This window comes from Maribacter ulvicola (genome assembly GCF_900155985.1).
GTDB classification, from domain to species: Bacteria; Bacteroidota; Bacteroidia; order Flavobacteriales; family Flavobacteriaceae; genus Maribacter; species Maribacter ulvicola.
Window position 1 is genome coordinate 461,045 of sequence record NZ_FTMA01000001.1, and the last position, 15,541, is coordinate 476,585.

The 15,541-nt window shown below is 33.7% G+C and carries 11 protein-coding genes; 8 read left to right on the forward strand and 3 right to left on the reverse strand.

The window, feature by feature from the left end; genetic code table 11:
- Window positions 1-158: 158 nt before the first annotated feature.
- The 7 genes from BW936_RS02055 (at window position 159) to BW936_RS02085 (ending at window position 11,017) form a co-directional block, all read left to right on the forward strand.
- Window positions 159-3,971 carry a PAS domain S-box protein gene (locus BW936_RS02055; protein ID WP_076546656.1) on the forward strand — a complete coding sequence of 1,271 codons (3,813 nt, stop codon included), beginning with the start codon at window positions 159-161 and terminating at the stop codon, window positions 3,969-3,971.
- Window positions 3,955-4,374, forward strand: a complete 420-nt coding sequence (locus BW936_RS02060) for a response regulator (protein WP_076546657.1) — start codon at window positions 3,955-3,957, stop codon at window positions 4,372-4,374. The genes BW936_RS02055 and BW936_RS02060 overlap by 17 nt, the downstream gene beginning before the upstream one ends.
- 159 nt (window positions 4,375-4,533) lie before the next feature.
- The gene (locus BW936_RS02065) at window positions 4,534-5,394 is read left to right on the forward strand and encodes an MBL fold metallo-hydrolase (protein ID WP_076546658.1); all 861 of its coding nucleotides are present in this window, start codon (window positions 4,534-4,536) and stop codon (window positions 5,392-5,394) included.
- Between the two features lie 37 nt (window positions 5,395-5,431).
- Entirely contained in the window at window positions 5,432-7,081 is a 1,650-nt protein-coding gene (locus tag BW936_RS02070) for a S8 family peptidase (RefSeq protein ID WP_076546659.1), read from the forward strand.
- A gap of 16 nt (window positions 7,082-7,097) precedes the next feature.
- Window positions 7,098-8,951: a M1 family metallopeptidase gene (locus BW936_RS02075; protein WP_076546660.1), complete on the forward strand. Its 1,854-nt coding sequence runs from the start codon at window positions 7,098-7,100 to the stop codon at window positions 8,949-8,951.
- A 73-nt stretch (window positions 8,952-9,024) separates the two neighbouring features.
- On the forward strand, window positions 9,025-9,408 hold the full coding sequence (rnpA, locus tag BW936_RS02080; protein WP_076546661.1) for a ribonuclease P protein component: 384 nt from the start codon (window positions 9,025-9,027) through the stop codon (window positions 9,406-9,408).
- Window positions 9,389-11,017: a S41 family peptidase gene (locus BW936_RS02085; RefSeq protein WP_076546662.1), complete on the forward strand. Its 1,629-nt coding sequence runs from the start codon at window positions 9,389-9,391 to the stop codon at window positions 11,015-11,017. The genes rnpA and BW936_RS02085 overlap by 20 nt, the downstream gene beginning before the upstream one ends.
- A 6-nt stretch (window positions 11,018-11,023) precedes the next feature.
- Here the strand turns inward: BW936_RS02085 and BW936_RS02090 are convergent, their stop codons facing one another.
- Window positions 11,024-11,896: a 3-keto-disaccharide hydrolase gene (locus BW936_RS02090; RefSeq protein WP_076546663.1), complete on the reverse strand. Its 873-nt coding sequence runs from the start codon at window positions 11,894-11,896 to the stop codon at window positions 11,024-11,026.
- Window positions 11,897-12,094: 198 nt separating this feature from the next.
- On the opposite strand from BW936_RS02090, the gene BW936_RS02095 reads away from it, so the two are divergent.
- The gene (locus BW936_RS02095) at window positions 12,095-13,600 is read left to right on the forward strand and encodes a S10 family peptidase (RefSeq protein WP_076546664.1); all 1,506 of its coding nucleotides are present in this window, start codon (window positions 12,095-12,097) and stop codon (window positions 13,598-13,600) included.
- Between the two features lie 5 nt (window positions 13,601-13,605).
- Here the strand turns inward: BW936_RS02095 and BW936_RS02100 are convergent, their stop codons facing one another.
- Together BW936_RS02100 and BW936_RS02105 are read right to left on the reverse strand one after the other, a co-directional pair.
- Window positions 13,606-14,235, reverse strand: coding sequence for a hypothetical protein (locus BW936_RS02100; RefSeq protein ID WP_076546665.1), 630 nt, complete (start codon window positions 14,233-14,235; stop codon window positions 13,606-13,608).
- Window positions 14,236-14,337: 102 nt separating this feature from the next.
- Window positions 14,338-15,531, reverse strand: a complete 1,194-nt coding sequence (locus BW936_RS02105) for a C40 family peptidase (protein ID WP_076546666.1) — start codon at window positions 15,529-15,531, stop codon at window positions 14,338-14,340.
- Window positions 15,532-15,541 lie beyond the last annotated feature (10 nt).

A 15,541-nucleotide genomic window follows, 5' to 3' on the forward strand; every position in this document is an offset into this window, starting at 1 on the left:
TAAGTGTAGAAAATACACTAAACTAAATCTTACAAAACCAAAAGAAAAGACGTCAAAATAAACAAGACTTTTTTAACTTTGTATTTATCCCCATTGGTTTAAGCTGATTTTAGAAAGCAAACAGTTTTAAACAAATTAATATAAACCATATTATTAAAATGTCTGAACCAGAAAAGTGTTCTGTCTACAAAAATCCTTTATTGTATGGCTGTCTGGCATTTTTTATTGTGCTATTCATTACTCAATTTATTACTTATCAAAAACACCAATTTCATCAAAAAAACGAACAACAAGAAATTGAGATAAGGGTATCTAAATTAAAAGTTGACCTACAAAATGTATTAGGGCAAAGTTTTAATGCCACACAAACCTTAGCCTTTATAATTGAACACTATGGTATACCAAACAATTTTGATAGTGTAGCACAACTACTTTTAAATAGCAATAAAGCTATTGATGCACTAGAGCTGGTAAATAAAGAAGGGGTAATTACCCATGTTTATCCAAAAAAAGGAAATGAAGTCATTGGAATGAATATCTTAAATGATCCAGATAATAAGTTTGGTGCTAAAACTACACTTGAAAGACAAGATTATTTCACCGCAGGACCTATTTATTTAAAACAAGGCGGTTCAGGCATCATTGGAAGAAGACCCTTATACAAAAAAGGACAATTTAACGGTTTTGTAGCCGCGGTTGTACGCTTATCTACAGTAATAAATGCTGCTAGGTTAAACGCTACCGACAATAAGCAATTCTCCTATCAATTAGTGAAGATAAATCCAGATAAAACGGAAGAAACCTTCTATGCATCTAAAAGTATCTCTAAAGAAGGTGTTACAACCTTACCGCTAACTACCAGTAAAGGAGAATGGAAACTTTATGTGTATTTAAACAATGACAAAACCAGTTCAAGTACCATTTTGTTTGGTGTTTTAGGCTTATTACTTTCTATGGTTTGTGGTGTTCTTTCCTGGTTTCTCATACGGCAACCTGTTAAATTGAATACTTTAGTTAAAGAGAAAACAGCACTTTTAAAAGATAGTACAGATCGGTATAAATCATTAATTGACGGAGCTTCTGATGGGATATTTTTAAATGATTTTCGTGGAAATATCTTAGATGTAAATCCATATGCCATAAAAATGTTCGGTTATACTAAAGAAGAATTCCTTAATAAAAAATTAATTGAACTTATTACTACAGAAGAAACGGTAAAACGACCAATTCGTTTCTCTGAAATGCGTAAAGGAAAAACCATACGCTCTGAACGAAGATTAATTAAAAAAGACGGTACCCTATTTTATGGAGAAGTAAGTGCTAAAATGCTAGATAATAATACAATAATAGGTATTGTTAGAGATATTACAGAAAGAAAAGAATTAGAGCTTATTGCTGAAGAAAACTTAATAAAGTTCAGTAAAGCATATAACAATAGATTTGTAGGCATGGTCATAAAAGACCACAACAATAATTTTGTTGATGCTAATCCATATTTTCTAGACTTAATAGGATATTCCCTTGAGGATATTAAAGGTAGGTCCATTAATGAACTAGGCCTAATCGATAAAGAGGATACTTCAAAAACAAATACAGCAGGCCATACACTTTCAAACTCTAAAAAAGTAGATAAAATTGAAGTTGACCTCATCGCAAAAGATGGGGATACATTACATTTAATTGCATCGATAGAACCTTTTGAATATTTAAGCGAGACATTTACGTTGAGTATGTACGTTGACCAAACCAAGGCAAAGCGATCAAACCTAGAAATCATTCAGAGCGAGAAAAAATACAAACAATTTACCGAAAGAATCTCTGATGCATTTGTGGCATTTGATCAACATTGGTGTTTTACTGATATTAATGCAAAGGCAGCAAAAATTGCTGGTTTGGACCCTAATGAAATATTAGGCAAAAATATTTGGCTTGAATTCCCAACATTTAAGGATTCTGAAGCATATGCTATTTTTAAAGGAGCTATGATCAAGCAAGTTTATACACATTTTGAACAATACCATGAACATGTTGATTTATGGATTGAACATCATCTTTACCCTTCCCATAATGGTCTTTCTATATTTTTTAGAGATATCACACATAAAAAAAGAGAGGAACAAGAGAAACAACAATTAATTTCGATTATAGAGAATAGTCCTGGTTTTATGGGGTTGGCCACACTTACTGGCGAGCCTCTGTTTTTAAATGACGCTGGTAAAAAAATGATTGATTTACCCAGTAATTATGACATAACTAACTCTAAGATCTTTGATTATTTTGAAGAAAATTATAAAGAAATTATACTCAATGAACATCTACCAGCTATAATGAAAAAAGGGTTATGGACAGGTGAGGTTCCACTTAAAAACCTTAAAACTAATAAAATTATTCCTTTAGAATTTTCTGCTTTTCTAATTAAAGATAAGAAAACAAATAATCCAATAGCCATAGGGTCTGTTGGTTTCGATCTTACTGAGCGCAAAAAAAACCAAAGAGAAATTCTTGAACTAAAAAGTAAAATGGATGCCGCTGTCCGTATTGGTAAAATTGGATATTGGCATTGGGACATGAACGGTACCATTGTAGAATGGTCTAAAGAAATGTACGCTATACATGAAATAAACCCAAATACCACCATAACACCAGATTTGGTCAGGGAAAGTATTTATTATGAAGATCTGCATTTAATGAATAATATTTTAGAAGCCAGCAAAGGGGAAGACCATTCCAAGCCAGGAATTTATAGAATTCTTTTAAATGATAAAACATTTAAATATGTTCTCGCTACATCTGAAGTGGTTTATGATATTGATGAAAACCCAATAGTTTATAGAGGTACTGCTATGGACATTACCCAAAATGTTCTTTCAGAATTAGCATTAAAAGAAAGTCAAGAAAAATTCTCTAAAGCTTTTGATAACAAGTTTGTTGGAATGTTAATTATAGATGAGAACGATAAAGTAATAGAAGCCAATACTACCGTTAGTAACCTTTTGGATGTAAAAAAAGAAGATTTAATTGGAACAAAAATAATGGATTCCAATATTGTACATTTAAATGAATTTTATTCCAAAAAAAGACACAAAATTATAGCAGAACTCCAAGAGAAAGGTAAAATAAGCAATGAAGAGTTTAAGCTTACCCTAAAAAATGGTCAGGAAAAAACCTTTTTGGTCTTTAAAGAAATTTTAAAAATAAAGGATGAATTAAAAGTCTTGGTTACCTTGATCGATGATACGAAAAGAAAAGAAACTGCTGAAATTTTAGCTTCTCAATTCTTAGAATTACAAAAAACCAACTCAGAGCTAGATAGTTTTGTCTATAGCGCTTCGCATGAATTAAGAGCTCCTTTATCCTCTGTGTTAGGTTTAATCCAATTAATACAAATGGAAGATGTTGACCCAAAACTGTATCAGCATTTAAGTATGATGGAAAAATCTATTGAAAGATTAGATGATTTTATCAAGGACATTATTGAATACTCTAGAAATAAACACATCGCTATTAATCTAGAACCCATAAATTTTACTACCTTAATTGAACTTTCAATTGAAAATTTATGGTATTTAGATAACACCCGTAAAATAAACATAGAAATAAATGTAGATGACAACATACATTTTGTCTCGGATAGTAAGAGAATTTCAGTTTTATTGAATAATTTTATATCTAATGCCATAAAATATCATGATATTAGTAATGATAATGCTACTATTTGGGTAAATGTAAAAACCACTAAAAAAGAGGCAGTCTTAATTATTAGAGACAATGGTGTTGGCATAGCAGAAGACCAACTAGAAAAGATATTTGAAATGTTCTATAGGGTATCTTCTAAAGTTATAGGGTCTGGAATTGGGCTATTTATTGTAAAAGAAGTATTGTCTAAATTGAAAGGAACCATTGATGTACAATCTATAATAAATGAAGGTTCAACCTTTACTATAAAAATACCAAATGAATCAAGTAGATAATACTATGGCCAAGGATATAAATATTTTATTAATTGACGATTCGGATGTGGATAATTTCATAAACAAAGCCATTATTTCGAAAGAAGATAATATTTCTCAAATTACTACCATGTCCTCTGGGCGTGAAGCTCTAGCTCATTTAAAGCATATTATTGCTACTACTGATGTGTACCCCGATATTATTTTCTTGGATATTAAAATGCCCGGCATGAGCGGTTTTGAATTTTTGGATGAATATATCACATTGCCCAATGATCTTACCAATCACTGCAAAGTTTATATTCTTAGTTCCTCAATGGATAACTTAGATTCCGAAAAAGGGAAAGAATACTCTGTGGTTAAAAAACATTTAACCAAACCGTTAGCACATCATGCTATCAGTAATTTATTGAATGACGACTAATTTCAGCCAATAATTATAATTTAAAAATGATTACTACTATTTATTAGTAATTTTATATATACACTACTTTACCCTAAAACGTCTTATAATCTATAGGTTAAATGATAATACTTTCTTAATAATCCTAAGATTACATACACTTTTATTATTTTGCCCTTTATGAAAATTTATCCTGTTGAAACCGGTAATTTTAAATTGGATGGCGGTGCTATGTTCGGTGTAGTACCAAAGACCATCTGGCAAAGAACAAACCCGGCAGACGATAATAATTTAATTGACGTAGCTGCTAGAAGCCTCCTAATTGAAGATGGCGATAGGTTAATTTTGGTTGATACCGGTATGGGCAACAAACAATCTGATCGGTTTTTTGGTTATTATTACCGCTGGGGAGATTTTACAATAGATGCTTCATTAAAAAAGCATGGTTTTCATAGAGATGATATTACAGATGTCTTTTTAACGCACCTTCATTTTGATCACGTTGGTGGGGCAATTCAATGGAACAAAAATAGAACCGGATATGAACCTGCTTTTAAAAATGCAAAGTTTTGGACCAATGAAAAACATTGGAAATGGGCAATAGAACCCAACCCAAGAGAAAAAGCTTCTTTCTTGACCGAAAACTTAATACCAATGAAAGAGAGTGGTCAATTATCTTTCATAAATTATTCTGGAGAAAGTTTCCTCAAAAACAGTACGTTAGGTTTTGACATTCGTTTTGTAGATGGTCATACAGAAAAGCAAATGTTACCACAATTTTCATATCAAGGAAAAACAATAGTCTTTATGGCAGACTTGATACCGACGGTTGGTCATATTTCACTACCCTATATAATGGGGTATGATACTAGACCTCTCATGACATTGACTGAAAAAGAAATATTCTTGAATGAAGCTGCTGATCATAATTACTACCTTTTTTTTGAGCACGATGCGCATAATCAACTTTGTACCTTAAAACACACAGAAAGAGGGGTTCGTTTAAATCAAGTATATACATTCAACGAACTCTTCAAATAATTATAAATAATAAACATTAATTAATAGTTGCCCATATATGACAAATTCATATTTAAAATCGATTTTTGCCCTTTCAATAGCTACAATATTAACCGGGTGCGGAAGCACTAAAACTGTTGGAGGAAGCGGGTTAATTCTTACTCCAGTAGAAAATATAGATGCTACTCCTTTAAAAATTTCTGATCTTACTACCAGTGAAAAAAATAACTGGGGACATTTAGACCTAGTTACCGATACTATACCGGGTATGAGCGTTGATAAGGCTTATGCAGAAATCATCAAGAACAAAAAAGGAACTAAAACAATTGTTGCCGTTCTTGATTCCGGTATTGATCTAACCCATGAAGATCTTGTTAATGTACTATGGACCAATACTAAAGAAAAAGCCGGTAATGGTATTGACGACGATGGTAACGGCTACATTGACGACATACATGGTTATAATTTCTTAGGCGAATCTTATAATGAACAGTTAGAATACGTTCGTATGCTTCGTTTAGGTATAGGTGACGCTGCTACCTTAGCAAAAGCAAAAACCAAATTAGATACCAAATATAATGAGGCTTTAGAGGGTAAACAACAATACGAATCTATATATCAGGCTGTTAAAAATGCAGATGCCGATGTAAAAAAATACTTAAAAAAAGAAACCTATACCAAAGAGGATTTAGCCAGTATTAATGCCTCTGATGAGACTATGCAACGTAATGTTGCCATTCTAAACCAAATGTTCGGTATTAATGAAACCATACCTGGTGTACTTGAGGATTTAACTAACGGACTAAAATATTACACAGAACAACTTAACTATAATCTAAATATAGATTTTAATGGTAGGGCACCTGTTGGTGATAATGCCTATGACCTTACAGATGTAGATTATGGCAACGGAAACCCTAAAAACAGAATTGACGATGAAAGTCATGGTACGCATGTTGCAGGTATAATTGCTGCAGAACGTAATAATGGTAAAGGTGTAAACGGTGTTGCCAATAATGTAGCTATTATGAGCATTAGAGCCGTACCTAATGGTGACGAATATGATAAAGATATTGCTAAAGGAATTCGTTACGCGGTTGATAATGGTGCACGAGTAATCAATGGAAGTTTTGGTAAGTCTTTTTCCCCTAATGCTGATTGGGTGTACGACGCCATAAAATACGCTGCAGATAAAAATGTCCTTTTTGTACACGCAGCCGGTAACGATGGTGCTGACCTAGATAATCCTGTTAATGCCAACTTCCCAAACGATCAAATTAATAACGGTCCTGAAATTGCCGATAACGTTATTACTGTAGGTGCCTTAAACCCAAAATATGGTTCTGAATTGGTAGCGAGCTACTCTAACTATGGGAAAATAAATGTTGATATTTTTGCCCCGGGTACAGACATCTATTCTACATACCCAAACAATGATTACGAGTATTCTCCAGGTACTTCTATGGCCGCTCCCGGTGTTGCCGGTGTTGCTGCTTTGGTAATGTCTCAGTACCCAAGTTTAACGGCCGCAGAAGTGAAAAAAGTTATACTACAGTCTGGATTACCAATTAAAACAAAAGTAGTATTGGGTAAAAACACAGGTAAAAGTGGCTCCTTAAACGAAGTATCCACTTCTGGAAAAATTGCAAATGCCTACAATGCACTAATTTTAGCAAGTAAAGTTGCTGCAGGACAGGTTAAACTATAATACTTATATTATTCATATGACTAGATCATTTTTTACGTTTCTAACAGCAATTTTCTCTATTGGCTTGTTAGCACAAAACAAAACCGATTACTGGCAACAACATGTAGATTATACCATGAATGTTGATATGGATGTAAAAACCTTTCAATATACGGGTACTCAAACATTGGTTTACACCAATAACTCTCCAGATGAGTTAAAACGTGTTTATTTCCATTTGTATTTCAACGCCTTTCAACCGGGTAGTGAGATGGATATTCGTCTGCAAACCATTGCAGATCCAGATAATAGAATGACCACCCCTGACAAGAAAAGTAGAATAGCTTTACTTACCGATAGTGAAATAGGATACTTACACGCTACCTCTTTAACACAAGATGGAAGCAAGGTTTCTTTTTCTGAAGAAGGTACCGTATTGGTGGTTGATTTGGCTAAGCCAATAGCAGCTGGTACAAAGTCTACTTTTAACATGGAATTTGAAGGTCAAGTACCCCTACAAATTAGACGTTCTGGTAGAAATAGTGAAGAAGGTGTTGCCTTGTCCATGAGCCAATGGTATCCAAAATTGGCGGAATATGATTTTGAAGGTTGGCACGCAGATCCATATATTGCTCGTGAATTTCAAGGTGTTTGGGGAGATTTTGATGTAAAATTGACCATTGACAAAACGTATACTGTTGGCGGCACTGGTTATCTACAAAACCCTAATGAGATAGGTCATGGATATGAAACACCAGGCACTAAAATCAAAAAACAAAAAGGCAAGACATTAACTTGGCACTTTAAAGCTCCAATGGTTCATGATTTTATGTGGGCTGCAGATCCAGAATATATTCATGATATTCAACAAGTGCCCAACGGACCAGTGCTTCATTTTCTTTATAAAGACGATGCTAAACTTGTAGAGAACTGGAAAAAGCTTCAACCTAAAACTATTGAGGCTATGCAGTTTTTCAGTAAGAATATAGGTACATATCCATATGATCAATATTCAGTTATTCAAGGTGGTGATGGTGGTATGGAGTATGCAATGTCAACACTTATTACAGGTAATAGAAAGTTTGGTAGCCTAGTTGGTGTTATGGTTCATGAAATGGCACACTCTTGGTTTCAACATATTTTAGCTACAAACGAAGCAAAACATGAGTGGATGGATGAAGGGTTTACCTCTTTTATATCTAAGCTCTGTATGAGTGAAATTATGGACTACGAAAAAGAGAATCCTTTCGAGAGCACTTATAAAGGCTATAGAAACCTAGCACTTTCTGGTAAAGAACAACCACAAGGCACGTATGCCGATCGTTATGCGCTTAACTTCGCCTACGGTATTTCTGCCTATAGTAAAGGTTCTATATTTTTATCTCAATTAGGTTATGTTATCGGGCAAGATAAACTGATGGAAACCATTCGTCAATATTATGAAGAGTTTAAATTTAAACACCCTATACCTAATGATATTAAACGCGTTGCAGAGAAAGTATCTGGTTTTGAATTAGATTGGTATCTAACAGACTGGACGCAGACTACAAATACTATAGATTACGGAATTAAAAAAGTTGCGGTATCAGAAAACAACACTAAGGTAACTTTAGAACGTATTGGTTTAATGCCAATGCCTTTGGATATTTTGGTTGTCTACAATGATGGAACCAGAGAAACTTTTTATGCTCCTCTAAGAATGATGCGCGGAGAAAAAGAAAACCCTTATGATGGTGTTAAAAGAACTGTTATTAATGATTGGGCATGGGCTTATCCAAGCTATGATTTTGAAATCAATAAACCAATGTCCTCTATACAAGCAATTGTTATTGACCCTTCTCAGTTAATGGCAGATGTTAATTTAGAGAACAATATTTGGCAAGCAGAATAGTTTCTTTAACCAAACTTTAAGATCTTTATGCCCCCAACTTGGGGGCTAATTTTTTTAAAAATCTTCTTTTGTAATGGATACATCCTTCGGTAAAAAGGAAAAACTGAAAAGTAAAATTCTCATTACCCAATTGTTTCAAGCGGGTAAGGGTATTTCTGTTTATCCGTTAAAATTAATATATCTATCCGTAGAGGAAAAAGAAGTACAGATTAAAACCGCAGTTACAGTATCTAAGCGCAATTTTAAAAGCGCTGTAGACAGAAATAGGATTAAACGTTTGCTAAGAGAGTCTTATAGACTCAACAAAGCACTGGTTTTTAACAATACAGAAGCAAACTTTGCGTTTCTATTTTTATACCTTGGTAAGGATATGCCCACCTTTGAGCAGTTAGATCATAAAATGAAGCTCGTTTTAAAAAAGTTTAAGCTACAGATTGATGAAAAAAATAGTAAGTAAAAAAGTACTTGTACCCATAATTGCCATCGCTTTTCTGTTTGTAGGAAGTAGTTACAAAAGTGACTTTTTCGAAATAGCCAAACAGATTGAAATCTTTACCACCTTGTTCAAAGAATTGAACATGAACTACGTGGATGAAACCAACCCGGCAGAATTAATGGATACCGCCATTAAAAACATGCTTGAGGAACTGGATCCTTATACCAAATTTTTAAACGAACAAGATGTTGAAACGTATCGTATAAACAACGCTGGTGAATACTCTGGTATAGGTGCTATGGTACGTTCTTTTGATGATAAGTTGTTAATTATAGAACCACATCAAGGATATCCGGCTGATAAAGCGGGGTTGAAAGCGGGTGATGAAATTATACAAATAGGAGATATCAAAGTTTCAGATTTTGAAGATAATGCCAGTGAGCTTTTAAAAGGGGCTAATGGATCTACCATTAACGTTACCTATAAAAGACAAGGAAAATTGAACACCACCAGTATAACCAGAGAAGGGATAGAAGTAGACGCAGTACCTTTTTTTAAAATGATCGATAACAAAACCGGATACATCGTTCTTGCTAAATTTAACGCTAAAGCAACAGAACAGACCAAATCTGCTTTATTAGATTTAAAAGGAAAAGGTGCCGAAAAAATTATCCTAGATCTTAGGGACAACCCTGGCGGATTATTATCTGAAGCTATTAACGTAACCAACCTCTTCGTTCCAAAAGGAGAATTGGTAGTGACCACAAAATCTAAAGTAAAAAAATTCAACCGAGAATACCATACCAACAACCAACCCATAGATGAAGAAATTCCGTTAGTGGTTTTGGTAAACGGTAGTAGTGCCTCTGCAAGTGAAATTGTTTCGGGTAGCTTACAAGATCTAGATAGAGCAGTAATAATGGGTGCTAGAAGTTTTGGAAAAGGTTTGGTACAACGCCCTCTCAAATTAACGTACGGAACACAATTAAAGGTTACTATTTCTAGATATTATACTTCTTCTGGTCGCTGTATACAATCTCTAGATTATTGGAACAGAGATCAAAGCGGTAAGGCTGTACGTAATACAACCTTCAATGATTTTACTACCCGTAATGGAAGAAAAGTACAAGATGGTGGTGGTATTTTACCAGACATTGAAGTTACTACCTCTAAAACAAATGATCTTACACTTGCATTACTACAAAATAATGTGATTTTTGATTATGCTACCAATTACCATTATACACATAAGTATAATGATGTTAACGAATTTAAATTCACAAATACTGATTTTAACGCCTTTAAAAACTACGTGAAACAAAGTAATTTCTCTTTTGAGACCAAGGCAGAACAAGCCATTAAAAAAGCGCTTACAGGCGATGAAAACGACTTTTTAGGCTCTGATGTAAAAGATAGTTACAAAACCCTGTTAGCAAACATTGAAAAAGGCAAAATCAACGCATTAGACAAATACCAAAGCGAAATTCAAAAGAATCTAGAAGATGAAATTGTAAAGCGCTATTTCTACCGAGATGGTTTATACCAATATTACCTAAATAATGATGATGCCATTTTAGCGGCTACTGAATTGTTAAACAACAACTCCAAGTACAATGCTATTTTAAAATAACTACCTTTAGTAGGTACAAGCTTCATTATCCGATACTTGGTAATACGCCTTAAAGTTACTTGCTTTTGGGTCTGTACATCCTTTTAAATTTCTAATTTTAATATTTCTAAAATCAATTGGCTGTCCTTCACTTTGTAGGGCTATAAAACCTTCTGTTAACAACTTGCCGTCTTGTTTCATTTTTGGATCATACCCTTTGGCTACACCACCACCAATTTGAGGTTTTGTGTATTCTAATACTGTTTTTCCGTTAATGATATGTTTAACCAATGAATCATGGTATACGATTAACTCTGCCGTTACCCATTGATCGCCATAATACGTGTTAGAGGTTGAGTTTATGCAATGTCTTGGGTCTATCTTACCCTCAAAAACCACATCGGTACCAGGTGAACACATATTGCCTGTAGGCCGTTCTTTACCTTCTTCAATCCCAGCTAAAAATTGCATTTCAACACTTATAGGCCAATCTTGTTCTTTTAACATTGTTCTTGGATCTTGTGAATGAAACATTATTCCACTATTAAGAATAGTATAACCAGGTGCACCTTTGTACAGTTCACCAATAAAACGATATTGCATTGTTAAATGAAAATCTGAAAAGGGTTTATCATAATACAAATGAGCATACCTGTTGTTGAACTCTCCTTCATACTTATCATACCTTACTTTCACCATATTATCTTCTGCCCTAAAGGTATCTGCATAGTTATCTCCAACCTCATAATGATGGACTTTGGTAGTCCATCCGCTTAAATCATTTCCATTGAACATGGTTTCCCAACTATCATTTGTTTCTTGTGATTGGATGACTCCGCATCCTACAAACAATAAAAGAGATGATCTTAGAAAATAGGATTTAACAAGTGTTGTTTTCATGTTGATTATGTTAGGTTGAATATATCTTTTAATAGTGCAACTAATGTAAAAAATACTATGCTAAATATACCCAATGTTAAGATATTTTATAAGATTCATTCTTGTAGAACATACTCCACTGAATAACAATACATCTGTTCATTTATAATCGTTACTTTTAGAGTACAAACTAATAAAACCACAAAAATCCTTATTTACATGAGAAATCTACTTTTACTAGTAAGTTGTCTTTTACTTCTTCAGATCTCGCAAGCTCAAGTGTCAAAAAAGGAATCTAAAAGAAAACAAATACCAAAGGCCCAATCTTTTGTAACCAAGCATAAGGGTATTTATGGTGGTAAAACTATTGATTATACTACAACGGCTAAAGAAACTTTCTTAACTAATAAAGAAGGAGATTCTATTGCTACATTTTGGTCTGTTGCCTACACCAAAACTAATATGGGAGATGTTACCAAAAGACCGGTAACCTTTGTTTTTAACGGCGGTCCCGGATCTGCTTCTATGTGGTTGCACATGGGTTTCTTTGGTCCAAAGATTGTAAAGGTAGATTCTGATGCCAAATCTGATGATGGTGCTGCACCATACCACTTGGTAAACAATGAACATGGTCTGTTAGATATTACAGATCTAGTATTTATTGATCCCGTAGGAACCGGATATAGCAGACTTGTAGGAAAAGGCGAAGAAAAAGATTTCTACGGTTTAAAAGAGGATGTAGAATCTTTTGCCCTATTTATTAGAAAATGGGTGACCGAAAACGAACGTTGGTTTTCACCTAAATATTTAGCTGGAGAAAGTTATGGAACTACCCGTGCCGCTGCTCTAGGAAAGGCTTTAGAAGGTTCTGGCCAAAATATGGCCCTCAATGGTATGATACTTATATCACAAGCACTGGATTATGCCGGCTCTACTTCTATTTCTAATAATATTACTTCATTTATTACTTATTTACCTAGTATGGCGGCCACTGCATGGTATCATAAAAAAGCAGGACAGGGAAAATCTTTAGATAGCTTTATTCAAGAATGTAGAGATTTTACATACAATACCTATATCCCATCTTTATATAAAGGCAATTCTTTAAGTGATGTAGAAAAAGATACCTTGGCTAAAAAACTTTCTTATTTTACAGGATTGGACAAAACGTATATTCTACAATCTAATTTGAGAATTTTAATGGGCCGTTTTCAGAAAAAACTATTAGAAGATAAAGGTTTGGCCATTGGCAGACTGGATGGAAGATTTATGGGCAACGAAGAAGATAAAGTAGCTGAAAATCCGCATTTGGGAGATCCTGCTAGTTATCAAATTAGTGCTGCATATACGGCTAGCTTAAACCATTATTTTGCATCTGAATTAAAGGTAAAAATGGATCGACCTTACATTACTTCTGGTGGTGGATCTAATTGGAGATGGAGAACGGTACCCGATGGTAAATATTGGGAGCCTATGCCTGTAAATACTGCACCCGATCTTGGTGAAACTATGCGTAGAAATACCGCAATGAAAGTAATGGTAGCAAGCGGTTACTATGATTTAATTACTCCGTTTTTTGATGCTGAATATACATTTGATAGAAACGGAATTCTAAAAGAACGTGTACAAATGAAATATTACCAGGCAGGTCATATGATGTATACACATGAACCAGATTTTATGAAATTGAATAAAGATATACGGGAGTTTATTACGGCAGACTAATGCTATTATTTTTTAATAATTTGTACTTGCTGATCTTTACATTTTAAATTATAAAAATTAACAATTTCTCTAACATGTTTTTTCTTGTATTGCTTATCCTGAATTTTCTGCACCAATGCCGGGCAATCAGAAAAATAAGATGAAGCTGCATTCTTGAAATTTTTACTAAAAAGCTGGTTAGACCCTAAGTGTGTAATTTTACCACGTACTCCTCTTCTAACATATAGGTTTTTAATATTGTAATTATTGCCGTGCGCTATGTTCACTTGATCATTTGAACTACCAACAAACATTGGTGCGGCATATCCAGTTTGTTCAAGAACATATAAATTGACCGTGCCAATTTCTAGTTCCCTAACTATATTAAAATAGCCTTTAGTAGTTTCTAAATATATATACGTAGAAGGTTTTTCCCTATCATTTATCACTACCTGTTCTAAATCTTCAAAATCATATTTAATTGCTTTATCCCCTTTAAACTTTTTAAATTTTACTTGATCTCCATGTATAAGTTTAGCTAAACCTTGAAGTTTATTACCATCTTTAAAATATAATGTTGCTGCATTGTTTTGGGCAATGGTAATAAAAGTTCCTATAAAACAGGAGATTAAAACTAAGAGTGTGCTTTTATTCATAGCATGAAAATAATAGATAATAATCCTAAAACGGGTAGCTTATTACTATGTTATAATTTTTATCTTAAAATCGATGAAAAACCTTTTATATAATTGAAAAAATTAATCGTTGATTGGCATTGAAATATTTAAATTTTGAAGCAATGGATCTTCTTCATTTAATAAACGCTGTGTTCTTAAATACCTACCTACATTGAATGCATCATAATTTGGTGAATCTTTATCTACGCTGCTTACACGTACCATTTCAGATGAATGTATAAATTGATTATCACCGATCCACATACCCACATGAACTACTTTTTCTGAAGTAGTTTCTGTAGCTTTTCTTCCAAAGAACAATAAATCTCCTTTTTTTAATTTACTGAAATCAGCCACTGAATCTATTGGCTTACCGGCATGTACCTGCTGTGAAGCATCACGTGGAATTACCATTCCGTTCAAATAAAAAATAGTTTTTGTATAACCACTGCAATCAACACCTTTTGTAGAAGTACCTCCCCATAAATAAGGTACTCCTATTAGTGTTTTAGAGGTTGCTATAAGTGAATCTGCATTAAAGTTTAAATTTGAAACCCACTTACTATATTCTTCTGCTTCGTCTTTTGAAATGTATGCTTGTCTACCATCTGGAAATTCAATTTTATAAAATTCTTCATCGCTGCTTACTAGTTTTAACAAGCTTCCGGCAACAATGTCAGATATTCTATTGTTTGTCTCTTTAGAACTAAATGCATGCCCATACGTATTTGTGTAAATGATTTTATCTGAGCTACTCCAATTTTCAATATTCTGGGTATTCATTAATTGAATTCCGCCCGCATCTACCCATGCCAAATACTTATCTGGTGTTTGTATCAAATACCAATCTCCTTCTTTTTTTAGAACCTTAACAACGGTACCTAAAATAGCCTGGGTAGCCAGTTCCGCAGCATGTTTAGGGTTACTTCTAAGATTGGCGGCAGAAATGTTAATAACTGCTTTGGTCTTACCTTCTAATTCATTTGCAGGCAAAATTTTTATATCATTGGTAACAGCAATTCCTTTTTCCTTTAAATAACTAATTAAAGAATCTATAGCTAACGGTAAATTGGTTTCACCTACCAAAGTAAAACCAGATGGACCATCTAATACTTCTAAATTAAAAAGTGCAGTACGTTTATCTGGTGCAAAAGCATTCCTTATAGATTCAATTTCTTTGACCAGCACTTTCTTTTCATCCATATGAAGCCCACATGCCGTATTTAAAACAATCAAAATCAGTATAAAAGCCCTCTTTAATAAAATTCTCTTCATCCGTAAAACA

What these genes read in the sequence shown, in the direction of transcription:
- BW936_RS02055 (WP_076546656.1), top strand. Translation starts at nt 159, where the DNA reads ATGTCTGAACCAGAAAAGTGTTCTGTCTACAAAAATCCTTTATTGTAT.
- BW936_RS02085 (WP_076546662.1), top strand. Translation starts at nt 9,389, where the DNA reads ATGAAAAAAATAGTAAGTAAAAAAGTACTTGTACCCATAATTGCCATC.
- BW936_RS02105 (WP_076546666.1), bottom strand. Translation starts at nt 15,531, where the DNA reads ATGAAGAGAATTTTATTAAAGAGGGCTTTTATACTGATTTTGATTGTT.
- BW936_RS02100 (WP_076546665.1), bottom strand. Translation starts at nt 14,235, where the DNA reads ATGAATAAAAGCACACTCTTAGTTTTAATCTCCTGTTTTATAGGAACT.
- BW936_RS02070 (WP_076546659.1), top strand. Translation starts at nt 5,432, where the DNA reads ATGACAAATTCATATTTAAAATCGATTTTTGCCCTTTCAATAGCTACA.
- BW936_RS02090 (WP_076546663.1), bottom strand. Translation starts at nt 11,896, where the DNA reads ATGAAAACAACACTTGTTAAATCCTATTTTCTAAGATCATCTCTTTTA.
- rnpA (WP_076546661.1), top strand. Translation starts at nt 9,025, where the DNA reads ATGGATACATCCTTCGGTAAAAAGGAAAAACTGAAAAGTAAAATTCTC.
- BW936_RS02065 (WP_076546658.1), top strand. Translation starts at nt 4,534, where the DNA reads ATGAAAATTTATCCTGTTGAAACCGGTAATTTTAAATTGGATGGCGGT.
- BW936_RS02060 (WP_076546657.1), top strand. Translation starts at nt 3,955, where the DNA reads ATGAATCAAGTAGATAATACTATGGCCAAGGATATAAATATTTTATTA.
- BW936_RS02095 (WP_076546664.1), top strand. Translation starts at nt 12,095, where the DNA reads ATGAGAAATCTACTTTTACTAGTAAGTTGTCTTTTACTTCTTCAGATC.
- BW936_RS02075 (WP_076546660.1), top strand. Translation starts at nt 7,098, where the DNA reads ATGACTAGATCATTTTTTACGTTTCTAACAGCAATTTTCTCTATTGGC.